The sequence below is a fragment of the Pseudonocardia hierapolitana genome, from assembly GCF_007994075.1.
In the GTDB taxonomy this organism is placed as follows: domain Bacteria; phylum Actinomycetota; class Actinomycetes; order Mycobacteriales; family Pseudonocardiaceae; genus Pseudonocardia; species Pseudonocardia hierapolitana.
The window spans coordinates 910,074-929,440 of sequence record NZ_VIWU01000001.1 but is presented as its reverse complement, the minus strand read 5'-3'; the positions used below and the strand labels follow the sequence as shown (position 1 = coordinate 929,440).

The 19,367-nt window shown below is 70.9% G+C and carries 17 protein-coding genes; 11 read left to right on the top strand and 6 right to left on the bottom strand.

The annotated features are described in order from the left end of the window. Positions 1–459 precede the first annotated feature (459 nt). Positions 460–666 (top strand): hypothetical protein, encoded by a 207-nt coding sequence (locus tag FHX44_RS04515; RefSeq protein ID WP_147254305.1) that lies wholly within the window; start codon positions 460–462, stop codon positions 664–666. Positions 667–721: 55 nt separating this feature from the next. Here the strand turns inward: FHX44_RS04515 and FHX44_RS04510 are convergent, their stop codons facing one another. Then, positions 722–985 carry a hypothetical protein gene (locus tag FHX44_RS04510; protein ID WP_147254304.1) on the bottom strand — a complete coding sequence of 88 codons (264 nt, stop codon included), beginning with the start codon at positions 983–985 and terminating at the stop codon, positions 722–724. A 206-nt stretch (positions 986–1,191) separates the two neighbouring features. On the opposite strand from FHX44_RS04510, the gene FHX44_RS04505 reads away from it, so the two are divergent. Then, positions 1,192–1,473 carry a hypothetical protein gene (locus FHX44_RS04505; protein ID WP_147254303.1) on the top strand — a complete coding sequence of 94 codons (282 nt, stop codon included), beginning with the start codon at positions 1,192–1,194 and terminating at the stop codon, positions 1,471–1,473. A 5-nt stretch (positions 1,474–1,478) separates the two neighbouring features. Here FHX44_RS04505 and FHX44_RS04500 read toward each other — a convergent pair whose 3' ends face one another. From FHX44_RS04500 to FHX44_RS04480, 5 genes are all read right to left on the bottom strand, one after another. After that, positions 1,479–4,091: a winged helix-turn-helix domain-containing protein gene (locus tag FHX44_RS04500; protein ID WP_147254302.1), complete on the bottom strand. Its 2,613-nt coding sequence runs from the start codon at positions 4,089–4,091 to the stop codon at positions 1,479–1,481. 634 nt (positions 4,092–4,725) lie between these two features. Next, entirely contained in the window at positions 4,726–5,265 is a 540-nt protein-coding gene (locus FHX44_RS04495) for a hypothetical protein (RefSeq protein WP_147254301.1), read from the bottom strand. A 434-nt stretch (positions 5,266–5,699) separates the two neighbouring features. After that, positions 5,700–6,086 (bottom strand): alpha/beta fold hydrolase, encoded by a 387-nt coding sequence (locus FHX44_RS42660; RefSeq protein ID WP_212612324.1) that lies wholly within the window; start codon positions 6,084–6,086, stop codon positions 5,700–5,702. Then, a complete protein-coding gene (locus FHX44_RS04485; protein WP_147254300.1) occupies positions 6,083–7,099 on the bottom strand; it encodes an alpha/beta hydrolase in 1,017 nt (338 codons plus the stop codon). Before FHX44_RS04485 ends, FHX44_RS42660 begins: the two co-directional genes overlap by 4 nt. Continuing rightward, positions 7,096–8,538: an APC family permease gene (locus tag FHX44_RS04480; RefSeq protein ID WP_147254299.1), complete on the bottom strand. Its 1,443-nt coding sequence runs from the start codon at positions 8,536–8,538 to the stop codon at positions 7,096–7,098. The genes FHX44_RS04485 and FHX44_RS04480 overlap by 4 nt, the downstream gene beginning before the upstream one ends. 172 nt (positions 8,539–8,710) lie before the next feature. Between FHX44_RS04480 and FHX44_RS04475 the strand changes: the two genes are divergently transcribed. The 9 genes from FHX44_RS04475 to FHX44_RS42650 all read left to right on the top strand — a co-directional run bounded on the left by FHX44_RS04475 (position 8,711) and on the right by FHX44_RS42650 (position 18,985). Beyond that, positions 8,711–9,523, top strand: coding sequence for an IclR family transcriptional regulator (locus FHX44_RS04475; protein WP_147254298.1), 813 nt, complete (start codon positions 8,711–8,713; stop codon positions 9,521–9,523). A gap of 79 nt (positions 9,524–9,602) precedes the next feature. Beyond that, entirely contained in the window at positions 9,603–10,811 is a 1,209-nt protein-coding gene (locus FHX44_RS04470) for a CaiB/BaiF CoA transferase family protein (RefSeq protein ID WP_147254297.1), read from the top strand. After that, positions 10,804–11,283 carry a MaoC family dehydratase gene (locus FHX44_RS41945; RefSeq protein WP_170308771.1) on the top strand — a complete coding sequence of 160 codons (480 nt, stop codon included), beginning with the start codon at positions 10,804–10,806 and terminating at the stop codon, positions 11,281–11,283. Before FHX44_RS04470 ends, FHX44_RS41945 begins: the two co-directional genes overlap by 8 nt. A 20-nt stretch (positions 11,284–11,303) precedes the next feature. Next, a complete protein-coding gene (locus tag FHX44_RS04460) occupies positions 11,304–12,548 on the top strand; it encodes a D-arabinono-1,4-lactone oxidase (RefSeq protein WP_147254295.1) in 1,245 nt (414 codons plus the stop codon). Between the two features lie 258 nt (positions 12,549–12,806). Next, on the top strand, positions 12,807–13,790 hold the full coding sequence (locus FHX44_RS04455) for a sugar ABC transporter substrate-binding protein (protein WP_170308770.1): 984 nt from the start codon (positions 12,807–12,809) through the stop codon (positions 13,788–13,790). Continuing rightward, positions 13,787–14,860: an ABC transporter permease gene (locus FHX44_RS42655; RefSeq protein WP_147254293.1), complete on the top strand. Its 1,074-nt coding sequence runs from the start codon at positions 13,787–13,789 to the stop codon at positions 14,858–14,860. The genes FHX44_RS04455 and FHX44_RS42655 overlap by 4 nt, the downstream gene beginning before the upstream one ends. Next, positions 14,857–15,633, top strand: a complete 777-nt coding sequence (locus FHX44_RS04445; RefSeq protein WP_147254292.1) for an ATP-binding cassette domain-containing protein — start codon at positions 14,857–14,859, stop codon at positions 15,631–15,633. Before FHX44_RS42655 ends, FHX44_RS04445 begins: the two co-directional genes overlap by 4 nt. Further along, positions 15,630–17,873, top strand: coding sequence for a N,N-dimethylformamidase beta subunit family domain-containing protein (locus tag FHX44_RS04440; RefSeq protein WP_147254291.1), 2,244 nt, complete (start codon positions 15,630–15,632; stop codon positions 17,871–17,873). The genes FHX44_RS04445 and FHX44_RS04440 overlap by 4 nt, the downstream gene beginning before the upstream one ends. Further along, positions 17,870–18,985, top strand: a complete 1,116-nt coding sequence (locus FHX44_RS42650; protein ID WP_212612323.1) for a glycoside hydrolase family 88 protein — start codon at positions 17,870–17,872, stop codon at positions 18,983–18,985. The genes FHX44_RS04440 and FHX44_RS42650 overlap by 4 nt, the downstream gene beginning before the upstream one ends. Positions 18,986–19,367 lie beyond the last annotated feature (382 nt).

The window sequence follows — 19,367 nt, the reverse complement described above, 5'->3', positions numbered from 1 at the left end:
CGGTCAGCCTACGGGCAAGGTCCGGGTCCAGGGCCTCCGGCCGAAGAGCAATGACGATAGGCTCACCGATCGGCAGTGTCCAGGGTCGCGGAACAAGCGTGATCCGTCCCGAATGTGAAGGTAGCCTGCTGGGCTTCGTCCAGGTGGGAGTACCTGGCGGGCGCGCGAGGTCCGTCCGTCCGTCCGTCCGTCCGTCGATTTCTCGACCATGCCGGCCGCGGTGCGGTCTCGCGTCGAGATCCGGTGGTTCGACGCCGAACTCCGTTGGCCCGGCGGCACGAACATCAATTCGCTCCCGGCGGTGCTGGCCGTCGAATCGAAATCGATGGGTGAATCGACGCCTGGAGCGGTCGAGCGGGGCGCCCGCGCCCTCACTCATCCGGGCGGGGCGATGCCGGGTGGGATTCGTCGGGCGAGGCTGGGTGCGCCCGGCGCGGGCGGAAGGAGGCGAGGCCGACTATGGCTACTGCGCGGTACGAGGTCCGGGTGAACGGTCGCCTCTCGGAGCGTGCCCAAGGCGCGTTCGGCACGATGGACGTCCGTCCCGTCCCTCCACAGACGATCATGTTCGGGGAGCTGGGCGGGCAGTCCGACCTGTGTGATCTGCTCGCGCTCTGCAGCGCCATGGGGCTGGAGGTGGTCTCCGTGCAGCGGTTGCCGGGCTGACCGGGCCGGTGCCATGGCGGCTGAGGCCGGCGCTCGAGGGTCCTCCGGTCCACCGTCAGTCCGCGAACCAGACCTCCGCGAGGTCCGCGGCGGCGAGACCCTGCTCGTGAGCGATCCGCTCGAGTGCCTCCGCCAGTCCGAGTGACAGCGCCACGGTGAAGTCGCAGAGACCGGCCGCACCCTCGTCCCGGGCGATCTGGTCCACCAGATCCCGCAGGACGGCCAGTCCGCGTTCGTAACTGTGGTCGTCGGACAGCAATGCGCGCATGGCCTCGAGCACGTTCCGCTGGGAATGCGCTTCTGGGGGCGGGTGACTCACGCTCATGCTCCTCGAGCCGACGGCGAGGGCGCTGTGCCTGTCCTGGGGGGCGTGGTGACTCTAGTCCGCGTGGATGAGCTGTTCTCCACCCCTCTGGACGGATGGGGACTCCGTTCGTGCGTATCCTGGGTCGGAGTGTCCGGAGCCGCGGGCTGGTGGCAACACGGTCGGACCTGGGCCTAGGGCTGGGCCGCGGAGGAGCACGCGTGACCGAGGACAGGACGGGCCGAGGCGAATCCATCGATCTCTATGCTCGAAGGCGCGCCTATGAGTTGGTACGAGCCGCGCTGTCCGACGACAACGACCAGGAGCGAGGGACATCCGCGGCGCGCAGCGTCGCCGTCGCCGTGCTCGCCGAGGCCGGAATCGACGGCGTGACCGAGGTCGCCGTCGACCTGTCGATGAGGCTCGCTTCCGCACTCGAACGGATCGCCGCCGACCAGGGCCTGGCCGCGGTCGACCTCGCCGAAGTGTGGTTCGTGGACTAGGCCGTTCAGCGGAGAATGCCGCGCTCCGAGGCTGCCGTCACCGCAGTCCGCCTGCTGCTCACCCCGAGCTTGCGGTAGATCATGCGCAGCCGGGCCTGCGCCTGATCGATCGGGATGTCCAGCTCGTCGGCGATCTGCTCCACCGACAGCGGTGAGGACAGCACCGCGATCAGCTGTCGCTCCGCGGCGTCCAGGCGCGCGGTCCGTCGATCTTGTCGGCGTCCTGCGGCGAGTGCTCGCGCCGCGAACGGCTCGGTCGAGGTGGAGCGGGCGATGTGGCGACCGAGCAGCTCGCGGACTTCTGCCTCGGCCAGCGCGAACGGCCGTACGACGTCCAGCGACGCGCCCGAGGAGAGCGCGGTCCGTAGCGCGTCCCTGGCGGTGCGCACCTGGCCACCCGTGACGTCGATGCTGGCCTCCACCAGCAGCGCCTCGACGAGCGTGTGCGGCAGGACCGACGGGGCGGTGCCGGCGAGGATGGGCTCGACGTCCGCGCGGGCGGACTGACTCCGGCCGGCCGACAGCTCGGCCCACGCGCGCATGAGCAGCACTTCTCCCGGCATACCGATGCGGTCGGAGAGCCAGGCGACAACGGCGCGGGCGTCGCGCGGCCGACCGAGCACGACCGCGGCGTGGTGTTCCAGCACGGCCAGCGTGGCTGCCTGCTCGGCGCTCAACGGGACCGCACCGAATCCGACCCTCGCCTGCCGCATCTGTTGCAGCCCCTCGTGCTCTCGACCTGAGTCGAACAGCGCGGCGCCGTGCACCGCCCGCAGCGCGCACTCCATGCGCGGCCGGAGCGCCGTCCCGCCTCGCTGCAGCCCCTCGCTCGCGTAGCGACGCGCCTCGGCCGGCTGTGCCCGCATCAGCGCGGAGTAGGCGAGCATCCATCGAGCGGTGGCCGACCAGGGCGACCGATCCCATCCGCGAGCGGCCGCCGCCTCGAGCGCTCCGTTCGCTGCCGTTGTCATCGCCCGGTAGTTCCCGGCGACACCCGCCACCCCGGCGAGCAGCGTCAAGCACTGCATCTCGAGGTAGCGGAAGCCGTGCCGCCGGGCGAGTTCGAGCGCGTTCTCCAACGCCGCGGAGGCCGCCACCGGGGCGGCGTCGGCGAACAAGGCCCGGCCTCCGACACTCACGAGAGCCAAAGCGTTCCACGCCGGGTCGTCGAACCTGCTCTGCTTCTCGTCGAGCGAGTGGGGATCGGCCGCGAGGTCGGCGGCGGTGGCCGAATCGAACAGCTCGGCGATGGACCGGAGGACGGCGAGCCGGGGGTCGGGCTCGGTGGGGAACAGCTCGCCGGCGCGCCGGAGGTCGGCGTCGGCCCCCGTCGCGTCCCCGGTCTCGATGCGGAGCAGCGCGGAGCAGAGGCAGAGCCACGGATCGCCGGCGACGACCCGCTCACCGACCTCGGACAGCGCCCGGCGAAGCTCGAGGTGGTAGCCGGTCACCAGGAGCGCCGCCGCGCACCGATGCACCAGTTCGACGAGCAGCCCCTCGTCGGCAGCCCGGACGGCCTGGGCCATCGCGGCGACGGGATCGCCCTGGGCCATCCACCAGCGCGCCGCCCGGGCGTGGAGCTTCGCATGCTCTTCCGTCCGCCTCGAGTGCTCGGCCCGCAGGAGCGCCGCCACCAGCGGGTTGACGCTGAACGGCGCGGCAGGTGCGCGGACAGGCACGACGAGCCCGGTCTCCCGGGCCAGCCGGTTCAGGAGCGGGCCCGCGTCCGGCCGGCCGGTGAGAGCGGCTGCCAGCTCTGCGGGAACCGGTCCGCCGATGCTGATCGTCGACAACGCCTCCCGATCATCGCTCGGAAGCGTGGCGAGAAGCTCGTCGACGAGGAACGCGGCCAGTGGACGGGTGTTCGTCGCGAGCCGCTGCAGGAACTCGTGCGGATCAGCCCGGCCGCGCAGGGCGGCACCGCTCAGACGCACACCCTCAGGCCAGCCGCGGGTTCCGCCGTGCACCTCGCTGACCTGCGAAGGGGTCAGGCGAAGGCCCGATCGGCGCAGGAGCGCACCGGCCTCGTCAACGGTGAAGCGCAGCTCGTCGGCGCGGACCTCGCGCAGCCTGCCCGCGGATCGGAGTTGACCCAGCGACAGCGGCGGATCCGAGCGACTGCACAACAGGAGGCGCAGCCCTGCAGACCCGGCGAACAGGAGCGACTCCAGAGCCTTCAGCGTCGCCGGAGCGACGAGTTCGTGGACGTCGTGCAGGACCAGCGTGATCCGCACCGGGAGCGCGTCGAGCGCCCCGATGAGATCGGTCACGAACCCGGATGTCGCCCACGAAGCCGGGGCGACGCGGCAGAGCTCGTGGAGCTCGCTGTCCATGGGCACGACGCGGCAGGCCCGCATCGCACTGAGGACGGTCAGCCAGAACCGGCTCGGGTCATCGTCGGCCCGGTGGATGTCGGCCCAGGCGACCGCGGTACCCGCCGTCTCGGCAGACCGGGTCCAGTGCGCCAGCAGGGCGGTCTTGCCGAACCCGGCCGGCGCGCAGACGAGCACTGCCCGGTCACTGCCGGCGTCATCCAACGCGGCGAGCAGTCGCGGGCGCGGAACGAACGGCTCCGGCAATCCCGGAACCGGCCTGCTCACGTCCGCAGTCGGCACCATGCGGGCCTCCCGTCCCGGGCTTCCGGGTCTCGCGTCAGGAACTGTCCCACCCACCGGGAAGAACCGGCCTCATCTGGCAGGGATGAAGTATCGATGGACGATCGGTCAGAGGATCCGGAGCACCTCCTTCGTACACCGCATCACGCCCGGCACCTGCGCGAGCTTCCGCTCGACAACCCATGCCGCGGGGCCGTCACCAGTCCGTTCGGACCGTAGCGCCGATGCTGCCGCCCGCGGTAGCGCCGCGCCGTCGCCATGGCTCCCCCGCCGCTAGGAACGACCGAGTCAACTCGCGCCGCGCCGCGACGGGTAGAGCCGTTCGTACTCTCCGCGCCACGCCCACCCGGCGTAGCCGCGCGCCGCGGCTCCTTCGCTGCGGGTGATGCGGGGACCGGCCGCTACGAGAAAGGTCGGCGCATGATCCGAAACGGTGCTGATGCGCCAGTGATCGATTGCAATGCTCCAGCCCACCTCACGCCAGGAGGCTCGCGTGGTCGTGCTCGTGGTCCTTCTCGTCCCGGTCGGGATCGGCGTGTTCTTGCTCGCGATGGAGCGGCTCGAGTTCGAGCTGATCGGTACGACCCCCACCGCCGGCTCGGAGGACGTGCTGCTGACGCAGTGGTCGGGCGCTTCTCTACGAGCGGGCACCGGGGTCTTCCTCGGCGGCCAGCAGCTCGACGAGCCGCGTGCTCGCGTAGCGGTCGCCTGCGTCCGCGAGCGCCTGCAGCTCCGCGACGGACTGATGATCGCCTCGTTCGATGAGTAGGCGGACCAGCAGGATCGCGGCGTAGCTGTTGCCGGCATCCGCGCGGGCGCGCAGCTCGGTAGCCGCCTGCTCGTCGCCCTGGTGGAAGAGCAGCCGCACCAGTTGCTCTTCGGCATAGCCGTTGCCGGCCTCGACGTAGGTTCGCAGCTCGGGTACGGCCTCCGGATCGCCGGCGTCGATCAGCCACTCGACCACCAGGTCCTGTGCATAGCGGTCGCCCCTGTGGGCTCGGGCCCGCACCGTCTGGGCCGTCTCCGGATCGCTCATCGCCACCAGGACCTCTGTCGCGTACTCGTCGCCGTGACGTGCGAGAGCCCGCAGTTCCGCCATGGCCTCGCCATCACCCCGGTCGACCAGTAGCTCGACCAGCCGTTCCGCTGCTGCCTCCGCGGACTCTCGGATCTGCACTCGGCGACCTCCGCGCGGTTCCTCGGTGCCTGTCCGGCTCGCCATCAAGCGCTCCAGCCTCGTCGCCCTGGAACAGCGCGCATCACCTGCGCGAGGTGATTCGGCCCGCCGCACGACCTCGGTGGCAGCCCGAGCGCGGCGAGCAGTCGACGGTGACGTCGGGCGGCAGGGTGATCGAACGCCCAAACGCTCGCTGGTCCGCTCCGTGGACGGTTCGTCCCGCGGCTGAGCGGGCCGCAATTCCGCTGCCGGTCAGGCGGGCATGGCGGTCGGCCGTCGTTGGCTGTCCGCCGTGGGTTCGGGGTCCTTGCGCTGCCGCAGAAGCTGTTCGACGTCCTCCGGAGCGGGGTGCAGCGTGGTTCGGCCGATGAGTGCGAGGCGTGGACGCTCAGATGGGGGAGGCGTCGAGCTGCGCGGCCAGCGCTGCGTCGGCGTCAGCGGCGGTGAGATCGGCGTTCATGTGAGCGCCGGCCAGGGCTCCGGCCGCGGCCGATGCCGACCTGTGCGGTCAGGTCGGTGGCGTTGCCCGCGACCCGCTGGTCCTGTGCCAAGGCGGCCCAGGTGTATCCGGACAGGTCCGGGGTGCTGCCGGACCCGCCGTGCCCGCGGGCGTCGTACCGGGTCACGCGCGCGGCGATCCGTGACCAGTCGACCAGCGGTGCCTCCGCTTCCAGCGCGCGGCTCTGGGAGAGCCCGTGGCCCCACACCAGGTCGGGGCCTTCTCCGAACGTCTCGTACCCGATCCGGACCCCGCGGACCATCGCGTCGATCGCGGCGAGCGAGGCGGCCCCGTCGACCGGCGCGGTGGCGTCGATGTTCATGGCGTGTTCCCTGCCGGTCGGGGGTCCGTCACCGCACCGACGACGCGCACCGCCCCACGTACCAGTCCTCGCCTCTGGCGCAATGCCGCGTGCAGAGCTCCCGCGGAGCGTGCGACGGCATCGCGGGCGTCGGCCATCCGCCCGACCATCGGGTAGAAGCCGTGGATCTGGCCCGGGTAGTGGGCCACCTCCACCGGGACGCCCGCGGCGCGGAGGCGCGCGGCGTACTCCTCACCCTCGCCGCGCAGGATGTCGTGTTCGGCGAGCACGACGAACGCCGGGGCGAGGCCTGCGAACGTCGCCGCGCGCAGGGGGGAGGCGTCGCGTTCCGCGCGCCTGGCGGGGTCGGGGACGTATTGCTCCCAGATGTCCCGGATGACGTCGTGGGAGTCGGTGCCGAAGCCGTCGATGCCGGCGAATCCGGTGTAGTGCGTCTCGAAGGCGCGGTAGGGCGCGGAGTCGGCTCGCGCGTCGGTGACCGGGTAGACCAGCAGCTGCAGCTCGAGCGGGAGGCCGCGGTCGCGAGCCCGGTGGGCTACGGCGGCAGCGAGGTTGCCGCCGGCGCTGTCGCCGCCGACGGCGATGCGGTCGAAGTGCTCGTGCGCCCAGGCGGTTGCGGTCCAGCTGTCGTCGATGGCGGCGGGGTAGCGGTGTTCGGGGGCTCGTCGGTACTCGACCGAGAGCACGGCGCAACCCGAGTCGGCGGCGAGCGCCCGGCACAGCTCGTCGTGGCAGTCGACATCACCGATGACCCAGCCGCCACCGTGGAACCAGACCAGCGTGACGTTCTCGGCACCCGACGGGCGGTAGAGCCGGGCCGGTACCCCGGCGGCGTCGACCTGCTCGATCCCGGCGACGGGCGCCGGTTCACCTCGGGCCCACACGAACTCTTCGGCATGCCGTTTCCGCAGCGACTCGAGGCTTTGCCCGAACCAGGAGGTGTCGGGCCGCGTCGGGTCGTGGAGGAAGGCGACCGCGTCGGGGGAGGGGACGGGGCGGGGTGTGGCCGTCATCTTCCGGCGCCGGCGCCGGCGCCGGCGTCGTGCGGCACGCCGGCGGACGGCTCGACGCCGCGCCGGCGAGGGCGGACGGCGTACCCGACCAGCCCGGCGAGCGGTGCGAGCAGCCAGAGCGAGTTGGCGACGGGGTTGGTCGTGCCGGTGAGGAACCCGTAGTTGACGATCGCGAGGACCAGGACGGCTCCCATCGCGATCGCGGCGGTGATCGGCGCGATCGTGGTGACCCAGAGCCGGGTCTCGGTGGGCGACCGCCGGAGGGACACGCACACGGAGATCGACGCGGCGACGTACAGCACGAGGATCGCGACCGAGCCGATGCCGACCATCCAGGGGTAGATGACGCTGAGGAGATCGGCACCCGACACGACCATGAGCACCGTGAGCGTGGTCGTGACGCCGGTCTGGGTGAGGCTCGCGAGGTGAGGTGACTTCATCCGCCGGTGCGTGGTGCCGAGCGCGGCCGGGAGCATCCCGCCCCGGCCCATCGCGAACAGGTAGCGCGACAGCGATCCGTGCAGGGAGAGCGTGGCGGCGAAGATGCTGGAGAGCACGAGCCACTGCATGATGTCGGTGGACCACTGGCCGACGAAGGCCGTGTTGAGCGCGAACAAGAAGTTGGCCGGATCGGTCGACGCCGCGGTGGCCGTCTCGGCCCCCCAGCCGAGCTGGAGCACCCACATGGACAGCACGTAGAAGGTGCCGACGATCGCGACGGCGAGGTAGGTGGCGCGCGGGATCGTCCGCTGCCGGTCGCGGGCTTCTTCGCCGAACAGGGTGGTCGCTTCGAAGCCGACGAACGCGGCGAACGCCATGAGGAACACGATCCCGATCCCGCCCTGCGTCATCGCGGTGGGGGAGAAGCCGTCGACGTCGAGGCCGTCGGCGCCGCCCGTGGCGAGTACGACCGCGTCGAGGACGAGCACGATGACGACCTCCGCGACCAGGAGCACGCCGAGCACCCGAACGCTGAGCTTCACCTCCCGGTAGCCGAGCACGGCGATGGCGGCGAGGGCCGTGAGGCCGTACACCCACCACGGGAGATCGATGCCGTAGCGGCCGGTCAGCACGTTCGCCGTGCTCGCGGAGAAGAGGGCGACGCTGCCACCGAGGAACGTGTTGTAGCCGATGACGGCGACGCCCGTGGCCCCGCGGGCTGCCCGCTCGCCGAAGGCTTTGCCGACGTAGACGGCGAAGCCGCCTGGTCCTGCGTGCTCGCGGCTCATCGCCGCGAAGCCGACGGAGAAGACGAGCAGGATCAACGTCGTCAGGAGGAACGCACCGGGTGCGCCGGGGCTCCCGCCTTCCCCGAGGGTGATCGGACCGAGCCCGATGATGCCGGTGAGCGGCGCGGCGAACGCGAGGACGAAGAACGCGATCCCCGCGGTCCCGACCGCGTCGGCCTTGAGGGTCGTCGACGGTGCGTCGTCGCTCATGGTGGACAGCCCCCTTGCTGTGTCGAGGATGCGCAGAGCCTAGAGAAGGCGTTCGCGAAGGGCAACCCGCGTTTGCGTATGGCAAACACGGCCTTGACGGGCCGGCGCCGGGGAGCCAGACTTCCCTGCAACCACCGTTTGGCACAAGCAACCCGGCAGGAGTTGGTAAGGGATGAAGGGGACCGTGGACGTGACGGCAGGCGAAGGCGACGCCCGCTCGACCCGCCGTGTCCAGTCGGTCGACCACGCGGTGGACCTGCTCGAAGCGATCGCCGCCGGACCGGCGGACGGCCTGGGTGTCAGCGAACTGGCCCGGCAGACCGGGCTGAGCAAGGCGACGACGCACCACCTGCTGATCACGCTCGAATCCCGCAGGCTGGTGCTGCGCGATGCGCACTCGGCGACCTACCGACTCGGGTGGGCGCTGCACGAGCTCGGCACCCTCGTCTCCCAGTCCGTCGACGTGGCCCGCGCCGCTCGTCCGTTCCTCGACGAGCTCGCGCTCGAGACCGGCGAGTCGATCCTGCTGGGGGTCCGCGTGGACCGCACGGTGCAGTACGTCGATCGCGGCGATGCGCGCAGCGGGTTCACCATGCAGGCCACCACCGGCATGCGATCGCTGCTGCACACCAACGCCTCGGGCAAGCTGCTGCTGGCCCACGCCGACGACGAGTTCATCAAGGGCTACCTCGCCGACCCCCTCGAGTCGTTCACCCCGCAGACCATCACCGAGCCGCAGCGCATCGCCGACCAGCTCGCCGAGATCCGCGACACGGGCTTCGCCACCTGCTGGCAGGAACGGGAACGAGGGCTCTGCTCGATCGCGGTCGGCGTCCGCGACTTCACCGGCGGAACGGTCGCCGCGTTGACCGTCGCCGGACCGGCCGGCCGGGTCACCCCCGACGACATGGACCGCTACCTCGTGCCGCTGCGTGCCGCGGCCCGCCAGATCGAGAACCGGCTGGGCGCTCCCGCCGCCGGCTGAGCGAACTGCTCTGCCCCGCTCCTCCGCCACGTGGCCACCACCTCGACGGCCGCGCCACCGATGCTCGGAAAGGTCGAAGATGCCCCCGCCACCTGCTGATCTGCGCCTGCTCGACGGCGTGCGCATCGTCGCGTTCGCCACGTTCCTGATCGGCCCCGCCGCGGTGCAGTACCTGGCCGACATGGGCGCGGACGTCATCAAGATCGAGGAGCCGTCCCGCGGTCCGCACGAGCGGCACTGGGCGGGCGCCGGCACCTTCGTGAACGGCGTGAGCGCCTTCTTCCTGATGAGCAACCGGAACATGCGCAGCGTCGCGATCGACCTGAAGTCCGATGCGGGCCGGGCCGCAGCGCTCGACCTGTGCGCCGGCGCCGACGTCGTCGTGTCGAACTTCCGGCCCGAGGTCATGACGCGGCTCGGCCTCGACTACGCCACGCTGTCGGCGCGCAAGCCGGACCTCATCTACGCCTCGGCATCCGGGTTCGGGGTCGAGAGCCCGTACCGGCACCTGCCCGGCCAGGACCTGATCCTGCAGTCGATGACCGGTTTGGCCGCGATGACCGGTCCGGCCGGGGCCCCGATCGCCGCGGGTGCGGCGGTGGTCGACCAGCACGCCGCGGCGCTGCTCGCCATGGGCATCCTCGCCGCGCTCCACCACCGGCAGGCGACGGGGGAGGGCCAGCAACTGGAGACGACCATGGTGCAGGCGGCGCTCGACCTGCAGTCGGAGGCGTACGCGCTGCACCTGAACGGTGCGAAGCTCGCCCGCCCCGAGCGCACGCTCGCCACGGCCTATCACGAAGCCCCCTACGGGTTCTACGCCGTGTCGGACGGCTACATCGCGCTCTCGATGTCGCCGATCGCGCGGATCAGCGAGGCGCTCGGCGGCCCGCCCGAGCTCGCGCCGTACCTCGATCCGACGACCGCTTTCTCCCAGCGGCAGGAGATCGCCGATGCCTTGGCGCCGCTGCTCACCCGCTTCACCCGTGACGACCTGCTCGCCCTGCTCCGGGAGCACGGGATCTGGTGCGCGCCGGTCAACGACTACGCGGAGGCACTCGAGGATCCGATCGTCGAGTGGCTCGACCCGGTCGCCGGCTTCACGCATCCGCAGGCCGGCGAGGTCAGGGTGGTCAAGCACCCCATCACGTACGGCACCGGCAGCTTCGCGGTGCGGCAGGTACCAGCGGAGCTCGGCGAGCACACGCGAGAAGTGCTCGCCGAAGCGGGATACACCGACGAGCGCATCGACGCGCTCGCGCGGGAGGGGGTCGTGCGCGTTGTCTGACCTCCTGACACCGGAGCAGGCCGGTACGGCCCGGTTCTGGTTCGAGGACTACGCGGTCGGCCAGGCCTTCCGCAGCCACGGCCGCACGATCACGGACGCGGACATCCGCACCTATCTCGGCGCAACGGGCACCGATCACCCCAACCACACCGACGAGGAGTACTGCCGGGCCCACCCACTGCTGGAGGGCGTGTGCGCTCCCGGAGTGCTCGTGCTGGGCATCGTGGACGGGTTCATCGCCGACACGGTCACCCGCTACATGTCGTCGTCGATGAACTACGGCCACGACCGGATCCGGTACCTGCGCCCGGTGTACGTGCGCGACACCCTGCACGCCGAGATCCGGGTGGCGGCGTGCACGGTCCGGGACGACACCTGGGGCGTCGTGACCGTCGAGGCGACGGCCCGCAACCAACGCGACGAGCCGGTGCTCTTCGACTCCCACCTGTTGATCGTCCAGCGCCGTCCTTGACCGGCTCGAGAGGAGACTCCATGCAGCCCCCCGAGCCCTGGTCAAACTGGGCCGGCAACATCACCTACCGCCCCGCCCGGCTGTTCGAGCCGACCACTCCCGAGGAAGTCGTGGACATCGTCGCTGCGGCGTCCACGCAGGGGCGGACGGTTCGCGCGGCGGGCACGTCGCACTCGTCGACCCCGCTCAGTCTGACCGGGGACACCATCGTGAACCTCGGACGGATGGCCGGCATCACCGGCGTCGACCGCGCCGCCCACCGGGTGTCGCTGCTTCCGGGCACCCGGGTGAACGCCATCGGTCCAGCGCTGTGGGAGCACGGCCTCGCGCTCAAGAACCAGGGCGACATCGACGCCCAGCAGTTCGCAGGAGCGATCAGCACCGGCACCCACGGCTCGGGTCGTCGGCTGCAGAGCTTCTCCGGATCCGTCCGCGGCCTGACCGCCGTCACCGGTACCGGCGAGGTCGTCACGATCGACGACTCCGACCACGACCGCCTCGCCGCAGCCCAGGTCGGGCTGGGCCTGACGGGCATCTTCACCAGCATCGACCTCGATGTGCGGGATGCGTTCTTCATCCACGAGGCCATTCGCTACTGGACGCTGGACGAGCTCTACGAGCGGTGGGACGAGGAGTTCGAGCGCCGCTTGCACTTCTCGTTCTTCTGGTATCCCGCGCACGCCTCGCCCGGCATCTTCAACATGCGGGTGCCGGACGACGGCCGCGACCTCGCCGACACCGTCTACGTGAAGCGGTACGACGAGGTGCCCCTCGACGCCGCCGATGACCTGGCCGCATTCAAGGAGTTGCCGGCCGACCGCGTGGACCGGCCCTACCGCATCTACCCCGAGATCCCGACCGACGTGTTCCACGAGCTCGAATACATGATCCCGTTCGAGCACGGCAAGAAGGCGATGGCGGAGCTGCGTGAATTCCTCTACACGCGCTTCCCAGACAACATCCACCCCGTCGAGGTGCGCTGCGTCGCCCGCGACACCGCCTACCTCTCCCCGCAGTACGAGCGGGACAACATCGTGATCGCCGTGCACTGCGACGACCTGGCCACCGGCGAACCGTTCCTCCGGGCCGTCAGTGACCTGCTCGCCCCCTACGGCGCCCGCCCGCACTGGGGAAAACTCCACTGGTTCGACGACGACCACCTCGAAGCGGCTTTCCCGGCACTGGACCGGTTCCGCCGTGTCCGTCGCGAGATCGACCCACAGGGAACGTTCCTCAACGACTACCTCCGCCCGCTCTTCACCTGACTCGAAAGCGCTCGCGGAACCGGCGGCGGCCGGCGCTGAGGCATGCGCTTTTCCGATTCCATCACGGCCTGCCCTTGTGAATCTCGCTGTTGACCCTTTCTGGTACTCGTGTCACAGTAGCTTCCAAACGGCGTTTGCTATAGACAAACGCTGCTCACGTCCACCGCATCTCAGGGAAGAGATATGGCATCTACCGACAAGGCGTCCGCTCGCCCGGCGCCTACCCAGAAGGCGACGCGGCGGCGTCGTCCGCATCGCGTGCTCGCCGTTGTCGGCGCGACCCTCGCGCTCGCGACGCTCGTCGTGGGCTGCTCCACCGGGGAGACCGTCGCGAACGGCAACAGCAAGACCGTCGCGTTCGGGCATCCCGCGTCGTCGTCGTCGATCTACCCGCTGCTGGTCCAGGGCGCGCAGGAGGAGGCCGACCGGCGCGGGTACGACCTGCTCACCAGTTCGGCGAACATGGACGCCGGCGCCCAGGTCGACGAGCTGAACACCTGGATCTCCCAGCGCATCGCGGGCGTCATCGTCGCACCGGTCGACACCGCGGGGATGGCGCCGATCGTCCAGAAGGCCAAGACCAACGACGTCCGGTTCCTCGCGTACGCCGCGAAGTCCGTGCCGGGAGCGGACGGATCGGTGATCTTCGCCAACCGCGAGGGAGGCGAACTCGTGGGTGCAGCGGCGGGCGAATGGGTCAACGCGCAGCTCGGTGGCCGGGCCAAGGTCGCGCTGCTCACCGACTACGACCAGGAGACCGGCAAGGACCGCATCGACGGCGCGGTCGAGGCGCTGCGGGCGGCGGCACCGGACATCGAGGTCGTGGCGACCCAGGAAGGCCTGTTCGCCGACGAGACGCTGCCGATCTTCCAGTCGATGCTGCAGGCCCACCCCGACATCAACGTGGTGTTCTGCATGGCGGACGACGGTTGCGTCGGGGCCGAGAAGGCGTTCCTGCAGACCAACCCGTCCGAAGAACGGAAGCGGCTGATGTACATGGCCGGCTGGGACGGCACCCTCCCGGTGCTGGAGCAGATCGCAACCGGCTCGTCGGTGATCCGCGCGACCGCGGTCCTCGACCTCGTCGCGATCGGCCGCGCGTCGATCGCCGCGACCGTCGACGCGGTCGAGGGCGGTGGCGACACCGAGGTCGTCATCCCGTACGAGCTGGTCGGCGAGTCGAACCCGCAGCGAGCTCAGGAGTTCGTCAACACCTACGACGCGATCCTGGCGGCCCGATGATCGGCGCCACGCACGCCCGCCGCGCCGCGAGCGGCCACGCAGCCTTGCCGAACCGCGAGCGCCTCCGGAAGGTCGTCACAACCGCCGCGTCCTACCAGAGCGGCGGGTTGGCGATCGCCCTGCTGCTCCTGTGCCTGTTCTTCGCACTGGCGAGCCGGCAGTTCCTCTCGGTCTCCAACCTGACGGTCGTGCTGCTCCAGGTCGCACCGGTCGGCCTCATCGCCATCCCGGCCGCGATGCTCCTGCTGGCCGGCTACATCGACCTGTCCGTCGGCGCCGTCGCCTGGCTGTGCTCGGCGGTGTTCGGCATCCTCGTCGTCGACCACGGGCTGGGCCCGCTCCCGGCCGCCGTCACCGCATTGCTGGTCGGAGGCGTCTGGGGGTTGCTCAACGGCGTCCTCACGACCCGGTTGAACGCGTCGCCGATCGTCGTCACGCTGGCCGGGTTCGCGGCTGCCCGCGGTATCGGCGACGCCTTGACGGGCAAGGTCACCCGGTTCGGTTTCGGGCCGGGGCTCGGCTGGTTCGGCAACGGGCACATCCTCGGTCTGCCGGTCCCGGCGTGCCTGTTCCTCGTGGTGCTGGTCGTCGGCCTCTACCTGTGGTATTCGACCCCGGTCGGCCGGCACCTCGCCGCGACCGGGGCAGACCGCGAGTCGGCCCGCGCCGTGGGAGTGGCCGTGCGGGGACTGCCGTTCTGGGCCTACACCGCCACCGGCGTCATGGCCGGGCTCGCCGGCCTGGTCATCGTGGCGCAGCTCGACGCCTCGACCGTGTCCATCGGCACCGGGATCGAGGTGCAGGTCCTGACCGCGATCCTCCTCGGCGGCGTGTCGTTCCAGGGGGGCCGCGGATCGTTGTGGGGCGTCCTGTTCGGCGTGCTGTTCGTCGGGATCCTCACCAATGGGCTCGTCCTGCTGAACGTGGGCCCGTTCTACGTCGACGTCGCGGTCGGCGGTGTGCTGTTCGTCGTCGCCCTCATGGACGTCGCCTACCAGCGGCTGGAGAAGGTCCCGGTTGCGGCCGCGACCGCCGAGGCCGCGCCGAGCCGGAACGGAGCAGTCGCGTGAACGCAAACCGGCCACCGATCCTCCAGCTCGACCGGGTCAGCAAGCGGTACGGCCCGGTCACGGCGCTGTGCGACGTGTCGCTCACGCTGCACGCCGGGGAGGTGCTGGGGCTGATCGGTGACAACGGCGCAGGCAAGAGCACGCTCGCGGGTGTCATCTCCGGCACCCATCGCCCCGACACCGGAACCGTGCGGGTGGACGGGCGCGAGTGCCACTTCCGGAACCCGGCCGAGGCGCGCAAGGTGGGCATCGAGACCGTGTTCCAGAACCTCGCGCTGATCCCGACGCTCAGCATCGCCGACAACGTCTACCTCGGCCGCGAGCTCTACCGCGGCGGGCCCGCCGGGCGGCCATTGCACCTGCTCGACAAGCGGGGCATGCGCACCGCGGCCGCTGCCGGTTTCGCCCGCCTCGGCGTCACCCTGCCGCCGCTCACCACGAAGGCGGCGGCGCTGTCCGGCGGGCAGCGCCAGTCCGTGTCGATCGGCCGAGCGGTGATGTGGGGTAGCCACATCGTCGTGATGGACGAGCCGACCGCGGCGCTCGGGGTCGAGCAGACCGAGCTCGTGCTCTCCCTCATCGAGCGGCTCAAGTCGCACGACGTCGGCGTCATCCTCATCAGCCACAACATGGACCACGTCCTGCGGGTCGCGGACCGCGTCGCCGTGATGCGACGCGGCCGGAAGGTGGCCGACGTCCCGCTCGACGGCCGGGTCGACGGCACGCACCTCGTCGGATTGATCACCGGCGCGATCGAGGAGAGCCGTCGATGAGCCCGTCACCCGGGCTCTCGGCGAAGCCCGTGATCGGCTACTGCGATCCGTGGAGCGTGCTGCCCGGCGAGCCCGTCACGTTCATGGTGAGCACGAGCGACCCGACCTTCGAGGCCCGGGTGGTGCGGGTCCGGCACGGGGACCAGGCTCCCGGCGGACCCGGCGTTCGGGTCACGCGGGTCCCGAACCCGGCGGACGGGACATACCCGGGTGCCGACCAGCCCATCCTGCCCGGGTCCTACCTGCAAGGCCCGCCCGTCACGGCCGAGGCGCTGCGTGACGGCGCCACGTTCACGGCGTGGGTCTACCCGACCCGCCCGGATCTCGGCCTGCAAGGACTCGTGACCGCCTGGTCCGACGAGGGCACCGGGCTCGGCCTGTTCCTCGAACCCGGCGGACGTGCCTCCCTGCGGCACGGGGAGCGGGTGGTCGCCACGACCACGGACCTGCGGCCGCGGGAATGGGCGTTCGTGGCCGCGACGTGGGACCGCACGACGGGGGACGCCCGGGTGACCCAGTGGCCGCAGTCCACCCTCCCCGATGACCCGGCCACGGGCTCCGCGCACGTGACGATCACAGCTCCGCCCGCGTTCGGTCCGCCGCTGCTCCTCGGCGGGCACGTGTACCAGGGCGGCGCACGCGGAACCTATAACGGCCGGCTCGACACCCCGCGGGTGTACGGGCGGGCGCTCGGCGTGGAGGAGCTCGTCGCGGCCCGCGCGGGAGGGACACCGGTGGGGCTCGTCGCCGACTGGGACTTCGTGACGCACGCCGACAGCGTCGTCATCCGCAGTCGTGTCCCGGGTGGACCGGACGCCATCGCGGTCCACCATCCCGCCGCGGGCGTGCCCGGCCACGCGTGGACCGGGAGCGAGGGGGCGTTCTTCCGGGCCCCGGACCAGTTCAACGCGCTCCACTTCCACACCGACGATCTGGAGGACGCCGGCTGGACGCCGTCGTTCACCGTCACGATGCCGGAGGGGACGCCGAGCGGCGTGTACGCCGTGCAGCTGCGCTCCGCGAGCGGCGAGGACGTGATCCCCTTCTTCGTGCGAGCGGCGACCGGGCTACCGAAGTCGCCGGTGGTGTTCCTCGCGCCGACGATGAGCTACCTCGCGTACGCCAACGAGCACTCGGCGGCGGAGGTGCACGCCGAGAACGCCGCGTTCGACATCACGGCCCACTTCCAGGCCGAGGACCACTACGCGATGGCGGTGCCCGTATCCGGGCTCTACGACCGCCACCCCGACGGCACCGGCGTCTGGTACTCGAGCTGGCGCAAGCCGATCGTCAGCATGCGGCCGTCCTACCACCTGCCCGTCGCCCGGTCCGCCCACCAGCTCTCCGCAGACCTGCACATCGTGGACTGGCTGGAGGAGAAGGAGATCGCCTACGACCTCGTCACCGACCACGACCTCCACAGCGAGGGCGCCGACCTGCTGAACCCCTACCGCGTCGTCATCACAGGCTCCCACCCCGAGTACTGGACCGAGCGCATGCTCGACGCCCTCGAGGCCTACCTGGCCCGCGGTGGGCGCCTCGTGTACATGGGGGCCAACGGCTTCTACTGGGTCACCAGCGTGTCGCCGAGCCGGCCGCACCTCATCGAGGTGCGCCGTGGCAGGCGCGGAACCGCGTCCTGGCGCAACGAGCCGGGCGAGGACCACCACTCGACAACCGGTGAGCTCGGCGGGCTCTGGCGCGACCGCGGCCGCGCCCCGCAGCGGGTAGCCGGCGTCGGCATGACGGCCCAGGGCTTCGGCCCGGCAAGGCCCTACCGGCGCACGCCCGAGAGCCGCGCACCCGAACTGGCTTGGATCTTCGACGGCGTCGGCGACGACGAGGAGATCGGAACCGCGGGGCTCGTCCTCGGCGCGGCAGGCGGGTTCGAGATGGATCGCGCGGACCGCGCCCTCGGCACGCCGGTCAACGCGACCGTGCTCGCCGTCGCCGCGGGCTTCGGCGACGACTACCAGCACGTCGTGGAGGAGGTCACCACGAGCGACTCCAAGCAGGGCGGAACGGTCTCGCCATTCGTGCGCGCCGACATGGTGTACGTGCCCCGGGCGAACGGCGGCGCCGTGTTCGCCACCGGTTCCATCGCCTTCAGCGGCGCGCTGTCGCACAACCGGTACGACAACCCGGCATCCCGCATCGTCGAGAACGTGCTCCGCCGCTTCGTCGCCGACACCCGGACGCCGGCCCTCGGCCGCACCACCACGGCAGGGGACGAGACGTGACCACCCACCTCGCTGCGGAGGTCGACGTCGACCGGGCCTTCGCCACCGTCCAGGACCAGCTCCGGCGGCTGATCACCGAACACCCCCTGCAGATCCCCACCCACACCGTCGACGGCCGCTGGCACATCGAGCCGGACCCCTGGGCCCCGCTGTGGACCGGGGGCTTCCTCGCCGGCATCCTCTGGGCGGTCGCCGCACACACCGGCGACCGGTGGTGGCGGGAGCAGGCCGAGAAGTACTCCGAACTGGTCGAGCCCCGCAAACACGACAGCGGCACCCACGACCTCGGCTTCATCTTCACGCCCAGCTGGGGGCGCTGGTATGCGGTGGACCCGAGCGACCGGGTACGCGACGTGCTCGTACAGGCCGGCCGCACCCTCGCCGCCAACTTCAACCCACGCGGCCGCTACCTCAAGACCTGGGTGGCCGACGGCAGCACGTTCATCGACATCATGATGAACCTCGACCTCGTCTACCAGGCCGCGGAACTGTCCGGGGACACCGCACTGGCCGAGGTCGCCACCCAGCACGCCCTGACCAGCCGGCGGTACCTCGTGCGCGGCGACGCGAGCACCGCCCACGAAGGCTGGTTCGACGAGCACACCGGCGAGTTCCTCCGAGCCGCCACCCACCAGGGGTACCGCGCCGACTCCTGCTGGGTACGTGGTCACTGCTGGGCGGTGTACGGGTTCGCGGCGACCTACGCGCGAACCGGGGACGTGCGGTTCCTGCGCACGGCGATCGACTGCGCCGACCTCTACATCGAGAAGACCGGTGAGGCCCTCGTGCCGCCGAACGACTGGGACGATCCCGATCCGGAGCACCCCTACGAAGCATCCGCGGCGAGCATCGCCGCGTCCGCCATGCTGCAACTCGCGGAGATCCTCGAAGCCGACGGCGCGGCGTACCGCGACTACGGCACGAGGATCCTCGCGCTGCTGTGCACACCGCAGTTCCTCGCAACCCCGGGAGACGGCTGGGAGGGACTGATCAAACACGCCACGTACCACCGCGCCCGCGGCCTCGGAGTGCAGGAGAGCAACATGTGGGGCGACTACTACTTCGTCGAAGCCGTGGAGCGTTACCGGCTCCTGCACGGGGCCCAGAGGTGAACGGCGTTTCGGCGCGGCGGTTGTGGGCTGCCTCGCAGTCAAGATCTGCGAGCACGAGGATCTGGTCGAAGCGGTCCAGGCGATAGAACGGTCCGTGCGCGACAGAACTGTCGAGAAGCAGCCGCGCCGGACTCGCGTGCGCCCGGAGGGGCGTGTCCCAGTGGTGCTTGACCCCCTCACGCCTGCGACCAGGGCATACACGGAGATGGTCAGAGACTTGAACTGGTGTCCGAGGGGGGAGTTGCCCACTAACCACACGATTGCTCCTGGCATCGTCGTGACTGGATGTGGCCGTGAGTGGCGGCGCGCTGCACTCGCTCTCGCGACCGAGGCAGTTCGGGTGCAGTCGTTCGAGTTCCCCGGGTACACGGGGCTGCTGCAG